Source organism: Nocardia arizonensis (assembly GCF_001310275.1).
In the GTDB taxonomy this organism is placed as follows: Bacteria; Actinomycetota; Actinomycetes; order Mycobacteriales; family Mycobacteriaceae; genus Nocardia; species Nocardia arizonensis.
Genome location: NZ_LGYZ01000106.1, coordinates 71,945 through 88,957, shown reverse-complemented (window position 1 = coordinate 88,957; position 17,013 = coordinate 71,945). Strand labels below are relative to the sequence as shown.

19 protein-coding genes are annotated in these 17,013 nt (G+C 69.7%); 12 read left to right on the top strand and 7 right to left on the bottom strand.

Annotated features, from left to right (window positions below; all coding sequences use genetic code 11):
- The first annotated feature begins 163 nt into the window (after positions 1-163).
- Positions 164-475 carry a hypothetical protein gene (locus APZ21_RS24410; protein WP_054815612.1) on the top strand — a complete coding sequence of 104 codons (312 nt, stop codon included), beginning with the start codon at positions 164-166 and terminating at the stop codon, positions 473-475.
- Positions 476-548: 73 nt separating this feature from the next.
- On the top strand, positions 549-1,040 hold the full coding sequence (locus APZ21_RS24405; RefSeq protein WP_054815644.1) for a GtrA family protein: 492 nt from the start codon (positions 549-551) through the stop codon (positions 1,038-1,040).
- A 10-nt stretch (positions 1,041-1,050) separates the two neighbouring features.
- Here the strand turns inward: APZ21_RS24405 and APZ21_RS24400 are convergent, their stop codons facing one another.
- The 3 genes from APZ21_RS24400 to APZ21_RS24390 are packed head-to-tail and all read right to left on the bottom strand — an operon-like array spanning position 1,051 to position 3,004.
- The gene (locus APZ21_RS24400; RefSeq protein ID WP_054815611.1) at positions 1,051-1,689 is read right to left on the bottom strand and encodes a Type 1 glutamine amidotransferase-like domain-containing protein; all 639 of its coding nucleotides are present in this window, start codon (positions 1,687-1,689) and stop codon (positions 1,051-1,053) included.
- 2 nt (positions 1,690-1,691) lie between these two features.
- Positions 1,692-2,531, bottom strand: a complete 840-nt coding sequence (locus tag APZ21_RS24395) for a maleylpyruvate isomerase family mycothiol-dependent enzyme (protein WP_054815610.1) — start codon at positions 2,529-2,531, stop codon at positions 1,692-1,694.
- Positions 2,528-3,004, bottom strand: a complete 477-nt coding sequence (locus APZ21_RS24390; protein ID WP_054815609.1) for an HIT family protein — start codon at positions 3,002-3,004, stop codon at positions 2,528-2,530. Before APZ21_RS24390 ends, APZ21_RS24395 begins: the two co-directional genes overlap by 4 nt.
- A 404-nt stretch (positions 3,005-3,408) precedes the next feature.
- On the opposite strand from APZ21_RS24390, the gene APZ21_RS24385 reads away from it, so the two are divergent.
- The 4 genes from APZ21_RS24385 to APZ21_RS24370 all read left to right on the top strand — a co-directional run bounded on the left by APZ21_RS24385 (position 3,409) and on the right by APZ21_RS24370 (position 7,066).
- Positions 3,409-4,560: a Re/Si-specific NAD(P)(+) transhydrogenase subunit alpha gene (locus tag APZ21_RS24385; protein ID WP_054815608.1), complete on the top strand. Its 1,152-nt coding sequence runs from the start codon at positions 3,409-3,411 to the stop codon at positions 4,558-4,560.
- Positions 4,560-4,880, top strand: coding sequence for an NAD(P) transhydrogenase subunit alpha part 2 (locus APZ21_RS24380; protein ID WP_054815607.1), 321 nt, complete (start codon positions 4,560-4,562; stop codon positions 4,878-4,880). The genes APZ21_RS24385 and APZ21_RS24380 overlap by 1 nt, the downstream gene beginning before the upstream one ends.
- Before the next feature lie 3 nt (positions 4,881-4,883).
- Positions 4,884-6,302 carry an NAD(P)(+) transhydrogenase (Re/Si-specific) subunit beta gene (locus APZ21_RS24375; protein ID WP_054815606.1) on the top strand — a complete coding sequence of 473 codons (1,419 nt, stop codon included), beginning with the start codon at positions 4,884-4,886 and terminating at the stop codon, positions 6,300-6,302.
- Positions 6,303-6,454: 152 nt separating this feature from the next.
- Positions 6,455-7,066: an LppU/SCO3897 family protein gene (locus APZ21_RS24370; protein ID WP_054815605.1), complete on the top strand. Its 612-nt coding sequence runs from the start codon at positions 6,455-6,457 to the stop codon at positions 7,064-7,066.
- On the opposite strand, the gene APZ21_RS24365 is transcribed toward APZ21_RS24370, so the two are convergent.
- Positions 7,067-8,290, bottom strand: a complete 1,224-nt coding sequence (locus tag APZ21_RS24365) for an MFS transporter (RefSeq protein ID WP_054815604.1) — start codon at positions 8,288-8,290, stop codon at positions 7,067-7,069.
- 65 nt (positions 8,291-8,355) lie between these two features.
- On the opposite strand from APZ21_RS24365, the gene APZ21_RS24360 reads away from it, so the two are divergent.
- Together APZ21_RS24360 and APZ21_RS24355 are read left to right on the top strand one after the other, a co-directional pair.
- Entirely contained in the window at positions 8,356-9,336 is a 981-nt protein-coding gene (locus APZ21_RS24360; RefSeq protein ID WP_054815603.1) for an AraC family transcriptional regulator, read from the top strand.
- Positions 9,333-9,755, top strand: a complete 423-nt coding sequence (locus APZ21_RS24355; RefSeq protein WP_239476795.1) for an acyl-CoA thioesterase — start codon at positions 9,333-9,335, stop codon at positions 9,753-9,755. Before APZ21_RS24360 ends, APZ21_RS24355 begins: the two co-directional genes overlap by 4 nt.
- A gap of 263 nt (positions 9,756-10,018) precedes the next feature.
- On the opposite strand, the gene APZ21_RS24350 is transcribed toward APZ21_RS24355, so the two are convergent.
- Positions 10,019-10,513, bottom strand: a complete 495-nt coding sequence (locus tag APZ21_RS24350) for an Lrp/AsnC family transcriptional regulator (RefSeq protein ID WP_054815601.1) — start codon at positions 10,511-10,513, stop codon at positions 10,019-10,021.
- 135 nt (positions 10,514-10,648) lie between these two features.
- Between APZ21_RS24350 and pdhA the strand changes: the two genes are divergently transcribed.
- Genes pdhA through APZ21_RS24335 form a run of 3 tightly spaced genes read left to right on the top strand, consistent with a single transcriptional unit; the run spans position 10,649 to position 14,080 of the window.
- Positions 10,649-11,761 carry a pyruvate dehydrogenase (acetyl-transferring) E1 component subunit alpha gene (pdhA, locus tag APZ21_RS24345; protein WP_054815600.1) on the top strand — a complete coding sequence of 371 codons (1,113 nt, stop codon included), beginning with the start codon at positions 10,649-10,651 and terminating at the stop codon, positions 11,759-11,761.
- On the top strand, positions 11,758-12,732 hold the full coding sequence (locus APZ21_RS24340) for an alpha-ketoacid dehydrogenase subunit beta (protein WP_054815599.1): 975 nt from the start codon (positions 11,758-11,760) through the stop codon (positions 12,730-12,732). Before pdhA ends, APZ21_RS24340 begins: the two co-directional genes overlap by 4 nt.
- A gap of 28 nt (positions 12,733-12,760) precedes the next feature.
- Positions 12,761-14,080, top strand: coding sequence for a dihydrolipoamide acetyltransferase family protein (locus APZ21_RS24335; RefSeq protein WP_054815598.1), 1,320 nt, complete (start codon positions 12,761-12,763; stop codon positions 14,078-14,080).
- On the opposite strand, the gene APZ21_RS24330 is transcribed toward APZ21_RS24335, so the two are convergent.
- The gene (locus tag APZ21_RS24330) at positions 14,067-15,287 is read right to left on the bottom strand and encodes a benzoate/H(+) symporter BenE family transporter (protein WP_054815597.1); all 1,221 of its coding nucleotides are present in this window, start codon (positions 15,285-15,287) and stop codon (positions 14,067-14,069) included. The two genes, APZ21_RS24335 and APZ21_RS24330, sit on opposite strands and share 14 nt — an antisense overlap.
- Positions 15,288-15,463: 176 nt before the next feature.
- Between APZ21_RS24330 and APZ21_RS24325 the strand changes: the two genes are divergently transcribed.
- Positions 15,464-16,270 (top strand): sulfurtransferase, encoded by an 807-nt coding sequence (locus tag APZ21_RS24325; RefSeq protein ID WP_204249148.1) that lies wholly within the window; start codon positions 15,464-15,466, stop codon positions 16,268-16,270.
- A gap of 6 nt (positions 16,271-16,276) precedes the next feature.
- Here the strand turns inward: APZ21_RS24325 and APZ21_RS24320 are convergent, their stop codons facing one another.
- Positions 16,277-16,993: an HNH endonuclease family protein gene (locus APZ21_RS24320; RefSeq protein ID WP_371852298.1), complete on the bottom strand. Its 717-nt coding sequence runs from the start codon at positions 16,991-16,993 to the stop codon at positions 16,277-16,279.
- Positions 16,994-17,013: the final 20 nt, after the last annotated feature.

The window sequence follows — 17,013 nt, the reverse complement described above, 5'->3', positions numbered from 1 at the left end:
GCACGCGAGCGCCTGTCACGAAACCGCGGCCGGTGCCCCGGACACCTCGGGTTACCGGGGCGAACCCTCCGGGATACGGTGGAACCGGACCCGGCGTCGCCGGGTCGCAACGCAGGGGTGCACGGGGGTCGGTGTCGTGCCCGGACAACGAAGGGCGGGTCGGATGCCGAGCGGTACGCCGGACTATCGCGAGTTGGTCTCCGCGGCGTTCGCGGAGGAGTTCGCCGACGGAATCGTCGACGAGTCCGCACTGCGCCGCCTACACGACGGCGACGCCGGTGAATGGCTGACCGCGCTCGACCGCTCGGGCCTGTTCGGCAAGGACGCGCTCACCACGATCGCCGAACAGTGGGGGACGAATCCGCGCTTGCTGTTCGAGTCCATGCTGGCCGGCGCCGACCCGGTGACCGCGCGCCGCTGGCGGCAGGCGTGGGCGGCGCTCGATCGCCGGGAACCCCGTGCCGAACTCGGCTGAGACGGCCACGCCGACATCGTCCGGTTTGCCGTCTGCTCACCTGGTGGACATCTGCCGCGGGCATGCTGGTGCCGTGCTCGATCCGGCGACCACCACCGACACCCTCGCGGACCGATTCACCCGACTCTGCGAAGCCGTCGTGGCGCGACTGCCCTGGGGACTCGATCGCCTGATACCGCCGACCTTCCTCGGCTTCGCGGTGATCAACAGCTTCACCTTCGGCGTGGATCTGCTGCTGCTGACGATCTTCCACGGTGTGCTGAAATGGCCGGTGTGGTCGGCGGTCACCGTCGGCTACATCTGCGCGTTCGGTCTGGCGTTCGTCCTGAACCGGACGTTCAATTTCCATTCGCACGCGCCGGTGGGACGGCAGGCCGCGATCTACGTCGTTGTCGTGGTCGTCAACTATCTGGCCTTCATCCTCGGCGTCGGCACCGGTCTGGCCGCCCTCGGGATCGAATACCATCTCGCGCGCATGATGGCGGGCGCGTGCGAGGCCGTGTACATGTACAGCGCGATGCGCTGGGTGGTCTTCCGCAAGGGCGCCTCGGACTCGTCGGTCTAGCCCGCGCTCGCTATCGCAGCACCTCCGTCGTGTCGCCGTCGACCACCACCACCTGGTCGTCGGTCAACGCCCAGTGCGGAATTCCGTTGGCGCGGAATTCGGCGGCCAGTCGATCCCCGAATCCGTGCGGATCGGTGGGGGAGTTCAGGTGCGGGACTATGCGGCGATCGACCAGGCCGAGTCCGTCCCAGCGCGGTTCGGTGCCGCAGGTCGGCGCCACCTCGGCGGGATCGTCACTGGATTCGAGTCCGTGCAGGTCCGGGGTGAGCAGGCAGGCGCCCGCACTGTATCCGGCGTAGAGCAGCGCGTCCTCGGCCAGCAGCCGGGGCAGGACGAGATCGGCTCCGCTGCGGGCGAATTGGGCGCGCAGGACGAAGGTATTGCCGCCGCGCACCCACAGCATCCCGTATTCGCGCATCCGGCGCTCCAATTCGGCCGGGCGGCCGATGAATTCGCCCAGGTCGAGCACGTCGGTGTGGAATCCGAGGGCGCGCAGCGGGCGCACGTCGCTGGTCACGGCGCCCGACCAGGCGGTGGGCCAGGCGTCACAGGCGTTGGCTATCACCGCGGCCCGGCCGGGCGGGCCCGCCAAGGACAGCAGTCGGTCGCGATGTGCGCCGAATCGGTAGGAGGCCAGGAACAGTCGCACCGTCAGATGGTGAACGCCAGGTTGCGCACCAGGCGCAGTCCGAGTTCGGTGTCACCGGTGACGGAGATGTCGGCGAGGTGGTCCTCGGCCGTTGTGCGCCCGCCGCCGAGGCGGACCAGCAGTCCGTGGTCGAGTTCGATGGCGACGGTCGGGGGGCCGTCGAATCCGTCGACATAGGCGGCCCGGCCGTCGATGGCGATGTGCAGGGTGCGTGCGAGCGGACCGCGCACATCGAACCGCACCCGCGCCCCGGCCGGCGCCTTGCCGAGTTTCGCGATAACCCGCGGCAGTGAGGCAGCGAATTCGGCGAAGGCCGCTTCGGCGCGGGGGCCGCCCTCGTCGACGGCGACGCCGAGGGCGTCGGCGATATCGAGTTCGTGCATCCAGCAGTCGAAGATCCTGACCCGCATGAATCGCCCGTAGGGGACCTCGCCGACCGGTGAGGGTGTCGGGGCCGTCCATTCGGCGTCGTCCATCTTCGACAGCGCGGCGCGACGGGCGTCGGTGACCTCGCCGTACAGTTCCAGCAGTCGCGCGCCGGTGAGCGGGCGCAGTCGCTGCACCCAGACCTCGTTGAAGGCGGCGATCTCGTTGCGCACATGTGGGAGGGTGCGCACGTCGACCGGGTCCTGTGCCGGATCAGCGGCGGGCGGCTTCTCGCCGAGCAGCATGGATTCGGTGCCGATGACATGGGCGACCACATCGAATACGGTCCATCCCGGCAGCGGTGAGGGCGTGCGCCACCGCTGTTCGTCCAGGTCGGCGACGAGTTCGGCGATGCGCGTCCACTGCTGCGACAGCAATGCCGTCATCTCGATTCGATCCGGTGCGTCCAAGCTCATCTCTGAGTTCCTTCCGTGTCGGTTGTCTCGGCGGCCCGCCGGTCCTGTCTGTCCAGTTCGGCCATGCCCTCGCGGATCGCGGCGGCCGTGCCGATCGGGTCGTGCGGGCGGCGCAGCAGGAATCCCTTGGCGAAACCGAAGGTGTCGCCCTTCCTGCGCGGCACCACGTGCAGGTGAATGTGCGGAACCGTCTGGAAGGCGGCCTTGCCGTCGTTGAGGACGAGGTTCGCGCCGTCCGCGGCGAGATCGCCGCGGCGCATGGCCAGTGCGAGGCGGTGTCCGGCGCGGAAGATGTGTGCGCCGAGTTCGGGTTCGAGTTCGTCGAGTTCGGCGGCGTGCGTTCTGGGGACGACCAGGGTGTGCCCGCGAGCGATGGGTCGGATGTCGAGAAACGCGCACAGCGTGTCGTCCTCGAAGACCTTCGTCGCCGGAGCTTCGCCTGCCACGATGCGGCAGAAGACGCAGTCGTTCACAGGGCGACCATACGGCGTACGGACGCGGTAGGACACCCCGAATCGGGCATTCGCCCGATGCATGTCGCCGCGCCCGTGTGTGACGTGCCACTGCCGGTGCGGGCAATCGGCTCGCGCCGGTCCGGGCGGTCGGCCCGGCGCGCGAGTCGTTCACCTGCGCCGACCATCTCGGATGCGCGGCCAGTGCGACCGCCGTGCGGGCGTCGGACCTGTTCACGACCGGTCGCGTCGCGTCACGCGCGGGCGCGGTCGGGCGACGGTGGTCCCGCCGTGTGATGGGCATCTCAGCTACGCTCACGGCGAGCCGGGTACAGTTGCGAGGATTCAGGAGAACTTACTCGCGAGTAACTTCACCGATCCGTCGTTCGGTGGCTAATGGCCAGCACGAGAAGGAAGTCTGACAAGTGGAGACAACGCAGAGCGTGGACGACTCGTCGCCGCGCGGAGCGCGTGTCGGAGTCGTCCGCGAGTCTAACGCGGGCGAACGGCGTGTCGCATTGGTGCCCAAGATCATTCCCGCATTGCTGAAACTAGGCGTGGAGGTGATCGTGGAATCCGGCGCCGGACTGGGTGCGCTCATCCCCGACGAGGCATATATCGAAGCAGGCGCGAGGATCGGTGATCCCTGGTCGGCCGATGTGGTCGTGAAGGTGGCCCCGCCCAGCGACGCCGAAGTGGCGAAGCTGTCGAGCGGGCAGACCCTCATCGGATTCCTCGCCCCGCGCAATGCCGACAACCAGATCGGCGCGCTGCGCGAGGCGGGCGTCCAGGCATTCGCGGTCGAGGCCATTCCGCGCATCTCCCGCGCGCAGGTGATGGACGCCCTTTCCTCGCAGGCGAATGTGGCCGGCTATAAGGCCGTACTGCTCGCCGCGTCGGAATCGACCAGATTCTTCCCGATGCTCACCACCGCCGCGGGCACCGTCAAGCCGGCGACCGTGCTGGTCCTCGGCGTCGGTGTCGCCGGACTACAGGCGCTGGCGACCGCCAAGCGCCTCGGCGGACGCACCACCGGCTACGACGTGCGTCCCGAGGTCGCCGATCAGGTCCGGTCGGTCGGCGCGCAGTGGCTCGATCTCGGCATCGACGCCGCCGGCGAGGGCGGCTACGCCCGCGAACTCACCGAGGACGAGAAGGCCCAGCAGCAGCAGGCGCTCGAGAACGCCATCAAGGGCTTCGACGTGGTGATCACCACCGCGCTGGTGCCGGGCCGTCCCGCGCCGCGGCTGGTGACCGCCGAAGCGGTGAAGGGTATGAAGCCCGGCAGCGTGATCGTGGACCTCGCCGGTGAGACCGGCGGCAACTGCGAACTCACCGAACCCGGCCGGACCGTGGTCAAGCACGAGGTCACCATTGCCTCGCCGCTGAATCTGCCCGCGACCATGCCCGAACACGCCTCGGAGCTGTACTCGAAGAACATCGCGGCCCTGCTGGAACTGATGTTGGTCGACGGCAAGATCGTGCCCGACTTCGGTGACCAGGTGCTCGCCGATTCCTGTGTGACTCGTGAGCGCGGCTTGCCGAGCGAACCGAACAACGCCGAGGTGAAGTCCTGATGTACACCGAACTGCTCGCGAACATCGCGATCCTGGTCCTGTCTGGCTTCGTCGGATTCGCCGTCATCTCCAAGGTGCCCAACACCCTGCACACGCCGCTGATGTCGGGCACCAACGCCATCCACGGCATCGTCGTGCTCGGCGCGCTGGTCACCCTCGGCAAGATGGAGGACCCCTCCATCGGCATCCGTATCATCCTGTTCGTCGCCCTGGTCTTCGGAACCTTGAACGTCGTCGGCGGCTTCGTGGTCACCGACCGCATGCTCGGCATGTTCAAGGGCAAGAAGGCGGGCGCCGCGGCCGAGAAGGCGGGTAAGTAGGCCATGGACAATCTCGTCAACATCCTCTATATCGTCGCCTTCGCGCTGTTCATCTACGGTCTGATGGGCCTGACCGGCCCGAAGACCGCGGTGCGCGGCAACTGGATCGCGGCGGTCGGCATGGGCATCGCCGTGGTGGCGACGCTGATCTCCATCCGGCACACCTCGAACTGGATTCTCATCGTCGCCGGACTCGTGGTCGGCGTCGTGCTCGGCGTCCCGCCCGCCCGCTACACCAAGATGACCGCGATGCCGCAGCTGGTCGCGGCGTTCAACGGCGTCGGCGGCGGTACCGTCGCGCTCATCGCCTGGGCCGAATTCATCGACACCACCGGGTTCTCGATGTTCAAGCACGGTGAGGAACCGACCGTGCACATCATCGTCGGCTCGCTGTTCGCCGCGATCATCGGCTCGGTGTCGTTCTGGGGTTCGCTCATCGCCTTCGGCAAGCTCCAGGAGATCCTGCCCGGCAAGCCCATCGGCGTCGGCAGGCTCCAGCAGCCGCTCAACCTGTTGCTGCTGGTCGTGTCGGTCGCCGCGGCCGTGGTCATCGGCGTCAAGGCATCCGACGGCGGCGCGCCGTGGTGGTGGATGGTGCTGCTGCTTGTCGCCGCGGCGGCGCTGGGTCTGATGGTGGTGCTGCCGATCGGCGGCGCGGATATGCCGGTCGTGATCTCGCTGCTCAACGCGCTCACCGGTCTGTCGGCCGCGGCCGCGGGTCTGGCGCTGAACAACACCGCCATGATCGTGGCAGGCATGATCGTCGGTGCGTCCGGCACCATCCTGACCAACCTCATGGCCAAGGCCATGAACCGCTCCATTCCGGCGATCGTCGCGGGCGGCTTCGGCGGCGGCGGCACCGCGCCCGGCGCGGGCGGTGGCGAGCAGAAGCAGGCCAAGGCCACCAGCGCCGCGGACGCCGCGATCCAGATGGCCTACGCCAACCAGGTCATCGTCGTGCCCGGTTACGGTATGGCGGTCGCACAGGCACAGCACGCGGTCAAGGAGATGGCGGCGCTGCTCGAGGCCAAGGGCGTCGAGGTCAAGTACGCCATCCACCCGGTCGCGGGCCGCATGCCCGGTCACATGAACGTGCTGCTGGCCGAGGCCGAGGTCTCCTACGACGCGCTCAAGGAAATGGACGATATCAACGGCGAATTCAGCCGCACCGATGTCGCCCTGGTGATCGGCGCCAACGACGTCACCAATCCGGCGGCCCGCGAGGATTCCTCCAGCCCGATCTACGGTATGCCGGTGCTGAATGTCGACCAGGCCAGGAGCGTGATCGTGCTGAAGCGTTCGATGAACTCAGGATTCGCGGGCATCGACAATCCGTTGTTCTACGCCGACCACACCTCCATGCTGTTCGGCGATGCCAAGAAGTCCGTCGGCGCCGTCACCGAGGAACTGAAGGCGCTGTAAGACACCGCGTTCCATGCGGACTCCGGTCCGGGCGAAGCGGCTCCCGCCATGTTGAAGGGGGCCGCTTCGTCGTTTCGGCGTATCGGATACATTGTCCGCCAGAGTTTTATCCGCCCCCGGTGGGGCGGTGATGGGAACGAGGGAGGGGCCGTGTGAGTACACCGCCGCATCGCCCGCAGCGGGTCCACCCCGAATATCCGGTCGAACCCGTCGCGGAATTCGATGATTTCGGGTCCGCGCCGGAGGAGGAGTCCGGCGGCGAGGGTACGACCGCGGCGGTGCTGAAATTCCTCGGCGTATTCGTGGTGATCGGAATAGCGATCGTGGTGGCGCGCGGCTACTTCGGCACCGGCAGCGCCCAGGCCGATATCGGCCGTTGCGCGAAACTGTCCGGCAGCACCGCCGAGGCCGAGATCGTCTTCCGCGACTGCGGTGACGCCGAAGCCAATTATGTTGTGGCGCAACGACTCGAGGGCGCGGACGCGGCCTGTGCGAGCGGCGACTACGCGGGCTACTACCAGTCCGGGGGCGATGGATTCACGCTGTGCCTGCGCCTCAACGTCACCGAGGGCGATTGTGTGAACGGCACGCTCGCCGGCGCGAGCATGCGGGTGAACTGCACCGCGGCAGCCGATTTCGAGGTCGAGCGGATCGTGCGCGGCACGGCCGACCGCGCCGCCTGCGGTGCCGCGGCGACCGCGGAGAACACGCTGGTCTACCCGAAACCCGAGCCGATGACCCTGTGTCTGGCCCGCCCGCACTGATCACCGGTCGCCGAGCGGACGCGGCGGCGCGACGACCCGGGCCGACCACGCGCAGATCAGCACCGCGACCAGCGGTATGAGCAGTGCCGTGGTGAGCGGGACCGCCGCGGTGGCCCAGCCGATCATCGCGGGTCCGGCGAGCAGGCCGAGATAGCCGATGGCGAACACCCGTGACATGTCGGTGGCGGCGGTGGCCGAGCCGAGATTGCCCGCGGCGGTGAAGATCTGCGGGACGGTGCCGGACAGTCCGAGTCCGACCAGCGCCCACCCGAGCAGCGTCAGCGCCGCGATGCCCGAGGTCACGACCAGGGTGAGTCCCAGTGCGCAGATCAGACAGCCGTAGCGGACCACCGCGACCCGCCCGAACGCGCCGGCGATGCGGTCGGTGGCGAATCGCCCGGCCGTCATGCTGAACGAGAATCCGCCGAAGGCCAGTGCCGCGGTGGCCTCGTCCGCGCCGAGATGGTCGCGTACTTGCAGAGCGCTCCAATCCGCCGCCGCGCCCTCGGTGAGCAGCGCGATGAAGGCGACGGCCGCCAAGCCGAGCACCTTCCACCGTGAGGCCCGACCGGTCGGCGCGGTATCGGCCGGGGGTACGGCCCATTCTTCCGACAGGGGCATGGATTCGACGTGATCACCGGCGCGCGAAGGGGTTCGGGGTTCACGCAGCAACAGCGGCAGGACCACGGCGAGCAGGGCGAGCGCCGCGACCGCCGACAGGGCCAGGGTGAGCCGGATGTCCAGCCCCGCGCGCTGTGTCGCCGAGCCCAGCAGCGAACCCAGCAGACCGCCGCCGGAGAACAGTGCGTGGAACGCCGACATGATCGGCCGCCCGTATGCCCGTTCCACCAGCACCGCTTGGGTATTCATCGACACGTCGAGTGCGCCGTTGCCGAATCCGAAGCAGGCCAGCGCGATCGCGAGCCAGACCGGACCGGTGGCGAGTCCGGGACCGATCACCGCCACCGCGATACCCGCGCCCGCGATCGCGACCAGGGTGCGGCTGCCGTAGCGGTCGGCCAGCGGACCAGCCGCCCGCATGCCGATCAACGCAGCTCCCGCCAGCGCGAGGATGAAGGTGCCGAGGGTGGATTCGGCGATACCGGTGCGGTCGGAGATCTGCGGAATGTGCACCACCCACAGGGCCAACAGGAATCCGTTGAGCGCGAAGACCGTGAACACCGCCGCGCGGGCCAGGCGTAGCCTGCGGTCGACTTTCGTCATCGGCACCCGTCCGACGGTACCGGCGAACCCGCGATGGCGCAGCCGACCGGGTCTAGTCTGGGAATGTGGATGCGCTCGCCAGTCTGCTCGAAGGTCCGCGCGCACGCGGTGCGTTTCTCATGTGCTCACTGCTCGATCCGCCGTGGTCGCTGCGCATCGAGGACGAGGCCCCGCTCACCGTGCTGTCCATGATCCGTGGCACGGCGTGGATCGTGCCCGACGCCGACCCGAGGAACCAGGCCGCCGAGCCACCCCGCCCGCGCAGGCTCGACGCGGGCGATGTCGCGATCTTCCGCGGACCGCACCCCTACACGGTGGCGGACGCGCCGGAGACCGAACCGCAGATCGTCATCCACCCGGGGCAGGTCACCAAGACGCTGGACGGCGAAATCCTCTGCGAGAGCTTGAGTCTCGGCGTCCGGCAGTGGGGAACCGACCCCGATGGCGCGACCATGATGGTGACCGGCACCTACGAGTCGGCGGGCGCGGCGAGTACGCGGCTGCTGCGCGCGCTGCCGCCGGTGGTGGTGCTGGCGCGCGGAGAATTCGACGGCAGGTTGCTCGATCTGCTCGCCGACGAGGCCACCAGGGACGAACCCGCCCAGTCCGCGGTGCTCGACCGGCTGCTCGACCTGGTGCTGATCGCGGCATTGCGCGGCTGGTTCGCCCGCGCGGAGGCGCCCGCCTGGTATCACGCCTACGGTGACCCGCTGGTCGGCAAGGCGCTGCGGCTGTTGCAGCACAATCCCGCGCACCCGTGGACGGTCGCGGCTCTGGCCGACGCGGTCGGCTCGTCGCGGGCGGCGCTCGCCAGACGCTTCACCGATCTCGTCGGCGAACCGCCCATGGCATTCCTCACCGAATGGCGGCTGGCGCTGGCGGCCGATCTGCTCCAGGAGTCCGACGCCACCGTCGAGGCCATCGCCCGCCGGGTCGGCTACGGCAGCGCCTTCGCGCTCAGCGCCGCGTTCAAACGCCACTTCGGCGTCAGCCCGCGCGACCACCGGCAGGGCGTGTCGACCGCTGAGCTATCGTCGGCCGGGTGACCCAGCAGTATCCCGTGCTCTGGCCGGTGCCGACCCGGTGGGCGGACAACGACCACTACGGCCACGTGAACAACGTGACGTACTACTCGTACTTCGACACCGCCGTGAACGCCTGGCTCATGCGGGCCACCGGCACCGATATCAGGACGCTGCCCGCGCTCGGCGTGGTCGCGCAGACCTCGTGTCAGTATCTCGGCTCGATCAGCTTCCCCGACCTGCTCCGGGTCGGCCTGCGGATCTCGCGGCTCGGCAGCTCGAGCATCACCTACGACCTGGCGATCTTCCGCGAGGACGACGGTGCGCTCGAACTCGCCGCCACCGGCACGTTCGTCCACGTCTACGTCGATTCCGAGACACGCAAGCCGGTGCCGATCCCGGAGGTTGTCCGTGCCGCGGCGGCCGAACTCGTCACCGACTGAGGCGGATTCAGCCGCCGAGTGCGGCGCGGTAACGCCGCATGCCGATGAGGAACCGGTCCGAGTTCGCCCGCCACCGCCGAGGCGGCGTCCGCGTCGAGGTCGGCGACCACGACCCGCGCGCCTCGCTCGACGAACCGCCGCTCCGATGCCGGTTCCCGCCCCCGGCACGATCGCGACCTTGTCCGAAATATCCATCACCGCAGCCCAGCGGCGGATCCGGTGAGGTTCGGCGATAGGTTTCCGCGGTCGAGCGCGGCGCGCGGTCAGCGCGGACTCGCGAGGCGATCCAGGAGCGGGGCGGTACGCGGCCCGACGAGCGAGCGCATGACCAGGGCCATATTGGTGCGTTCCACGCCGGGTATCTCGAGTATCCGTCCGGCGATGCGGTACAGGTCGTCGGCGTCGCGGGCGACCACGCGCACGGTCAGATCGGTCGGGCCGGTCATGCCGCAGACCTCGGTCACCTCGGGCACCTCGGCGAGTTCGTCGACCACCGAATCGAGGCGGTGCTGGTCGACCACCACCGCGACGAAGGCCGACAGCGGATAGCCGAGGGCGCGGGGCTCGACCCGGCGCTCGAAACTGCCGAGCACCCCGCCCGCCTCCCAGCGGGCGAGCCGTGCCTGCACCGTGTTGCGGGACAGGCCGAGCCGGGCGGCCAGTTCCACACCGGTCGCGCGGGGGTTGGCGACGAGTTCGAGCAGAAGGCGGGCATCGGTCGCGTCCGCCGTCGGGCCTGCGGTCTCCCTACTGGGCATAGCACGCAGTATGACACTGCTGGTCGGGCGGTATTTGCGCAATATGCGCAATCTCGTTTCCGCCGCTTGCGCAGGTCACGGGGGCGTGGATGCTGTGAGTCAGGACACAAAATGTCCTTCAGGAGGTGATCGACGATGTCGGAGCGAACCTCGTATCCGGTGCAGTTGGTCCAACCCGACGGGCAGCGCGTGCTCGACCCCGAACACGCCGCTCTCGTCGCCGATATCGGTCCCGAGCGCGTGCGCGGGCTGTACGAGGATCTCGTCGTGTGCCGCCGCATCGACACCGAGGCCACGGCGCTGCAACGACAGGGACAGCTGGGCCTGTGGCCGCCGTTGCTGGGGCAGGAGGCCGCCCAGGTCGGGTCGGCGCGGGCTCTGCACCCCGACGACTACGTCTTCGGCAGCTACCGCGAGGCCGCGGTGGCCTACTGCCGCGGCGTCGATCCCGCCGAGCTGACCGCGCTGTGGCGCGGGGCGGCACTGCACTGCTGGGATCCCGCGGCGATCAATATGACCAACCCGACCATCGTCGTCGGCGCCCAGGGCCTGCACGCCACCGGTTACGCCTATGCCGCCCACCTCGAGGGCGCGGAGATCGCCACCGTCGTCTACTTCGGCGACGGCGCGAGCAGTCAGGGCGATATCGCCGAGGCACTGGGTTTCGCGGCGACCTGGGGAGCGCCGGTGGTGTTCTTCTGCCAGAACAACCACTGGGCCATCAGCGCGCCGGTGCGGGTGCAGAGCGCCACACCGATCGTGCGCCGGGCCTACGGCTACGGCATCCCGGGCGTGCAGGTCGACGGCAACGACGTGCTGGCCGTGCTCGCGGTGACCCGCCGCGCGGTCGAGCGGGCCCGCGCGGGCGGCGGACCGTCGTTCATCGAGGCGCTCACCTACCGCATGGGTCCGCACACCACCGCCGACGATCCCACCCGCTACCGCAGCGCCGCCGAGACCGAGATGTGGCGCCGCCGCGACCCGATCGACCGGATACGCCGACTGCTGCAACGAGAAGGCCGGTGGGACAGCGCGTTCGCCGAATCGGTCGCCGCGCGCGCGGACGCGGTCGCCGAACGGGTGCGCACGGCCACCATCGGCATGCCCGACCCGGACCCGATGACCCTGTTCGACCACGTCTACGCCACCCCGCATCCGCTGCTGACCGCGCAGCGCGACGCCTACGCGCGGTACCTGTCCGGCGATCCCGGACCCGACCGCGCGGCACCGGAAGGAGTCCGCCGATGATCACCACCTTCGCCGCCGCGCTCAACACCGGCCTGCGCCGCGCGCTGGAGGACGACAACAGGGTCGTGCTGATGGGGGAGGATATCGGCAGGCTCGGCGGGGTCTTCCGGGTCACCGACACCTTGCAGAAGGATTTCGGGGACAACCGGGTGGTGGATACGCCGCTGGCCGAATCCGGCATCGTCGGAACGGCTTTCGGCATGGCACTGCGGGGCTTTCGGCCGGTCTGTGAGATACAGTTCGACGGGTTCGTGTATCCCGCATTCGACCAGATCGTGTCGCAGGTGGCCAGAATTCACTACCGCACCGGGGGAAAGGTGACCGTTCCCATCACGATTCGCATACCGTTCGGCGGCGGTATCGGGTCGGTGGAACACCATTCCGAATCACCCGAGGCGTATTTCGCGCACACCCCGGGCCTGCGCGTGGTCGCGCCGAGTTCGCCCGAGGACGCCTACCACATGGTGCGCCAGGCGATCGAACTCGACGATCCGGTGATCTTCTTCGAGCCCAAGCGCCGCTACTGGGACCGTGCCGAGGTCGATTTCGACGCGCCCGCCCCGCTGCCGCTGGATCGCGCCCGGGTGCTCGTGCCGGGCAGTGACGCCACGCTCGCATGCTATGGCGGCACCGTCGCCACGGCGCTGGCCGCGGCGAGAATCGCCGACGCCGAAGGACATCGGCTCGAAGTGGTCGACCTGCGCAGTCTCGCGCCGCTCGATATCGACACGCTCACCGAATCGGTGCTGCGGACCGGGCGGCTCGTGGTCGTGCACGAGGCTCCGGTCTGCGGTGGTCTCGGTGCCGAGATCGCCGCCCGCGTCACCGAACGCTGCTTCTACCATCTGGAGGCGCCGGTGCTGCGCGTCGGTGGTCACGACATCCCGTATCCCCCCGCTAAGCTCGAGAAGCACCACCTGCCCGATACCGATCGCATACTGGCCGCGGTGGACCGTTCCTTGGCCGCCTGACGGCCGCTCCCGAGTGAGAGGTGCCCCTGTGCAAGATGACGGCCACGTCCTGGAATTCCGGCTCCCCGACCTGGGAGAGGGGCTCGCGGATGCCGAATTGCTGTCGTGGTCGGTGGATGTCGGGGATACCGTCGAGCTGAACCAGACGATCGGCGAGGTCGAAACCGCCAAGGCGGTGGTGTCGCTGCCCTCCCCGTTCTCCGGCACGGTGGTGGAACTGCTTGCCCAACCGGGGGATACGGTGCCGGTCGGCGCGCCGCTGATCCGGGTGCGCACCGATCTCGCGATCGCGCCCGCGCCATCGCCTGCCAATGGGACGCGCGATGCCGACGGCCGCGGGTCGGTACTCGTCGGATACGGCCCCGAGGCGGAACAGCTCACCCGACGCCGCCCCGCACCCGGGACGGAATCGCCCGTGGCGCAGCGCAATCCACCGCGCCGCGACGCGGTCACCGGTCGCGCCGCCGCCACCCCGGCGGCCCGCAAGCTCGCCAAGGAACTCGGAATCGACCTGTGGTACATCGCGGGGTCGGGTCCGCAGGGCGCGGTCACCGTGGAGGATGTGCGCGCCTCTGTGCCGGTATCCCAGCCGCGCGTCCCCGCCGCCCGGCCGCCGGAGCAACCGGCGGCCCCCGTCCGGCTGGCCGCCAGGGAGGTCGGCACGCCGGTCGAGGGCATCCGCAAACGCATCGCGGGCTCGATGGTGGTGAGCGCGCGCACGATTCCGCAGGCCAGCACCTTCGTCACCCTCGATTTCACCCCGGCAGCCGAACTGCTCGACCATCTGCGCACCACCGTGGCCTTCACCGGGCTCGCCGTCACGCCGCTGGCACTTGTCGCGAAGGCGGTGGTCGCGGCGCTGTCCGACTTCCCGGGAATGAACGCCACCTGGGACGACGCGAATCAGCAGATCGTCACCAAGCACTACGTGAACCTGGGTATCGCGGTCGCCACCGAACGCGGACTGCTCGTGCCGAATCTCAAGGAGGCACAGACACTGAGCCTGCGCGATCTGTGCCGCGAGATCGGCTGGCTCGCCGAGATGGCGCGTTCGGGCAGCGCGACACCGGTGGAATTACGCGGCGGCACCTTCACCCTCACCAACATCGGCGTATTCGGCGTGGATTCCGGTGTGCCGCTGGTCAATCCGGGCGAGGCCGCGATTCTGTGCCTCGGCTCGATCAAGAAGCGCCCGTGGGTGGTGCGCGACGAACTCGCGGTCCGTTGGGTCACCACGGTCGGGGTCAGCTTCGATCACCGCATGATCGACGGTGAACTCGCCGCGCGATTCCTGACGACCGTGGCCGCGCTGCTCGAGGACCCGCTCACCCTGCTCAGCCGCGGATAGCGAGAACCCGCCGCACCGCGAGTCCGGCGAGCAGCGCCCAGAACGCCGCACCGATACCGAGGAACGCGACACCGGAGGCCGCGACGAGGAAGGTGACGATCCCGGCCTCGCGCTGCCGCTCCGAGGCGAGCGCCGCGGCCAGCGCCGAGGCGAGAGTGGCGAGCAGGGCCAGGCCCGCCACGGTTTCCAATGTGCCCGTGGGCGCGACCGCGATCAGCGCGACCAGGGCAGCCGAGCCCAGGGCAAGCAGCAGGTAGACCGCGCCCGCGGTGGTCGCGGCGATCCAGCGGCGATTCGGATTCGGATGCGCCGACGGACCGGCGGCCAGCGCGGCGCTGATGGCGGCGAGGTTGATGGCGTGGCCGCCCGCCGCCGCGCCGACTACGGTGCCGATTCCGGTGACGGTCATGGCCGCGCGCCACGGCGCCCGGTAGCCGAGCGAATGCAGCACCGCGGTGCCGGGAATGTTCTGCGAGGCCATCGTGACGATGTACAGCGGGATGGCCACACCGATCACCGCCTGCCAATTCCACTGCGGCACGGTCAATTCGACGGTCGGCGCGAGCGCGGACAGCTCGACCGAGCGGTGGTGAACTGCCATGTCGACGCCCGCGGCCACGGTCGCGGTCAGGAATGCCGCCAACACCGCCCAGCGTTTGGCGAAGCGCTGCAACACCAGCCAGACCACGATCGTCGGCGCCACCACGGCCGGACTGGTGTGCACCGCACGCACCGGGGCAAGACACAGCGGTAGCAGCACGCCCGCGAGCATGGCTTGGGCGATCTCCACCGGTATGGCCGCCACCGCCGCGCCGAGACGACCCCACAGTCCGGTGATCACGACGAGCACGCCGGTCAGCGCGAACGCGCCCACCGCGGCCGGCCAGCCGCCCGTCACCGCGCCGGTGCCCGCCAGCAGCGCGGCGCCCGGCGTCGACCAGGCCAGCGAGATCGGCATCCGGTAGCGCACACTGAGCGCGATCATCCCGATCGCCTGTGTGAGACACAGCGCCAACAGGCCGGACGCGGCCTGCGCGTGGGTCGCGCCCACCGCGCTCAGACCGCTGAGCACCACCGCGAACGAACTGGTGAAGCCGACCAGCGCGGTCACCACGCCCGCCCCGATCGGCTGGGCGATACCCGCTTTCGATGTCGGCTCGGGCGGCTGGGACCGCGCCGCCGCCGACACGGTGGGAACCTCGGACATTGTCCGGATCTTGCCGCTGGTCAGTTGGCGTGTCGCCGGCCAGTTCGCGGAAACTGGTCTGAATTCGCGTACGGTCGCGATCCGCCGCCCGCGCGGTGCGCCCGGGCCGATGCGTAGAGTGGGACGGCCGGTGTGCGAGAGACGATCCGGGTGAGGAGTTCGGCGTGGGCGCGGTACTGATTTCGGCGACGGAACTGCGGGATCTCTTGGCGCAGTGCCCGATTCGCCTGCTCGACGTCCGGTGGGCGCTCGGTGACCCGGACGGGCCGCAGCACTATCTGGACGGTCACATTCCCGGCGCGATCTTCGTCGATATGGAAACCGAACTGGCGGGTCCGCCGTCGCCCGGCGAGGGCAGGCATCCGCTGCCCGATATCGAGACCTTGCGGCGCTGCGCGCGCGGCTGGGGCATCCGCGACGGCGACACCGTCGTCGTGTACGACGCCACCGGCGCGATGGCCGCGGCGCGGGCTTGGTGGCTGCTGCGCTGGGCGGGCGTCGCCGATGTCCGCATCCTCGACGGCGGTCTGCCCGCCTGGCTCGCGGCGGGCGGCGATCTGGCCACCGGCGCCGAACCCGATCCCGAACCAGGGGATGTCGAACTGAGCCCCGGACAACTGCCCGTGGTCGACGCCGACGCGGTCGCGAGCTGGCAGGGCGTGCTGCTGGACGCGCGCGCGGGTGAACGCTACCGCGGCGAGGTCGAGCCGGTGGACCCGCAGGCGGGCCACATTCCGGGCGCGATCAGCGCGCCGACCACGGAGAACCTCGACGCCGACGGACGTTTCCGCACCGTCGAGGAACTGCGCGGCCGCTTCGCCGCCTACGGCGCGGGACCGGTCGCGGTGTACTGCGGTTCCGGCGTCACGGCGGCGCACCAGGTCGCGGCGCTGGCGGTGGCAGGCGTCGAGGCGGCGCTGTATCCCGGATCGTGGTCGCAATGGTCCAACGATCCCAAGCGCCCCGTCGCCACCGGAGGCTGACCGCGGTCACGGGCAGCCGACGGCTATCCCACGCAGCGCGGCGCTGTCGGCGGTGGTCACCGGCAAGTCGTAGCGCACCGCCACGGTGAGGTATTTCGCCGCGTAGAAGCAGTGATTGGCGCGGGCGGGGGGCAGCCATCCCGACGGTGTCGAATCGCCCTTCGCGCGATTGGCCTCGGCATCGGTGGCGAGCAGATTGGTCTCGACGTCGTTGGCGAAGCGCACCCGCCGCCGCGGCGACCATCGCGCCGCGCCGAGATCCCAGGCCGCCGCGAGCGGATAGACGTGATCGATCTGGATATCGCCCGCCTCGGCCTTGGCGAAGCGCAGCGGGCGACCGGTGTACGGATCGCGCAGGAGACCGGCCACGACCACGCAGTCGTGCGTGCCCGGTCGCAATTCCACCCCGGTGAGCTGCGCGGCGAGCACATTGTTGCGGGTGTCGCAGCCGTCGTGGCCCGCCGTGGCGTCGTTGTCGTCGGTCCACGACGGCCCGAACACACACCCCTGCCCGGCGGCGCAGCCACGTTCGTAACCGCCGGGACGCGGTCGCTCGGCGACCACCCGCACGGCATCGAGCAGCCCTTCGACCTGCGCGCGGGTCGGGCTGCCCGGTGCGGGGGCGACCCGATCGGGCCCCGCGCATCCGGTGAGGAGCAGCGCGACGGCGAGCAGCAACGGCCACCGGCCGGTCGGGAGTTGTCGACGGATCGGGGTGGGCACGCCGACACTTGTACCGGTCG

Excerpts from the sequence above, each read along its gene's own strand:
- APZ21_RS24380 (WP_054815607.1), top strand. The coding sequence starts at position 4,560 with ATGTACACCGAACTGCTCGCGAACATCGCGATCCTGGTCCTGTCTGGC.
- APZ21_RS24375 (WP_054815606.1), top strand. The coding sequence starts at position 4,884 with ATGGACAATCTCGTCAACATCCTCTATATCGTCGCCTTCGCGCTGTTC.
- APZ21_RS24395 (WP_054815610.1), bottom strand. The coding sequence starts at position 2,531 with ATGAGCTTGGACGCACCGGATCGAATCGAGATGACGGCATTGCTGTCG.
- APZ21_RS24365 (WP_054815604.1), bottom strand. The coding sequence starts at position 8,290 with ATGACGAAAGTCGACCGCAGGCTACGCCTGGCCCGCGCGGCGGTGTTC.
- pdhA (WP_054815600.1), top strand. The coding sequence starts at position 10,649 with ATGTCGGAGCGAACCTCGTATCCGGTGCAGTTGGTCCAACCCGACGGG.
- APZ21_RS24350 (WP_054815601.1), bottom strand. The coding sequence starts at position 10,513 with ATGCCCAGTAGGGAGACCGCAGGCCCGACGGCGGACGCGACCGATGCC.
- APZ21_RS24330 (WP_054815597.1), bottom strand. The coding sequence starts at position 15,287 with ATGTCCGAGGTTCCCACCGTGTCGGCGGCGGCGCGGTCCCAGCCGCCC.
- APZ21_RS24410 (WP_054815612.1), top strand. The coding sequence starts at position 164 with ATGCCGAGCGGTACGCCGGACTATCGCGAGTTGGTCTCCGCGGCGTTC.
- APZ21_RS24340 (WP_054815599.1), top strand. The coding sequence starts at position 11,758 with ATGATCACCACCTTCGCCGCCGCGCTCAACACCGGCCTGCGCCGCGCG.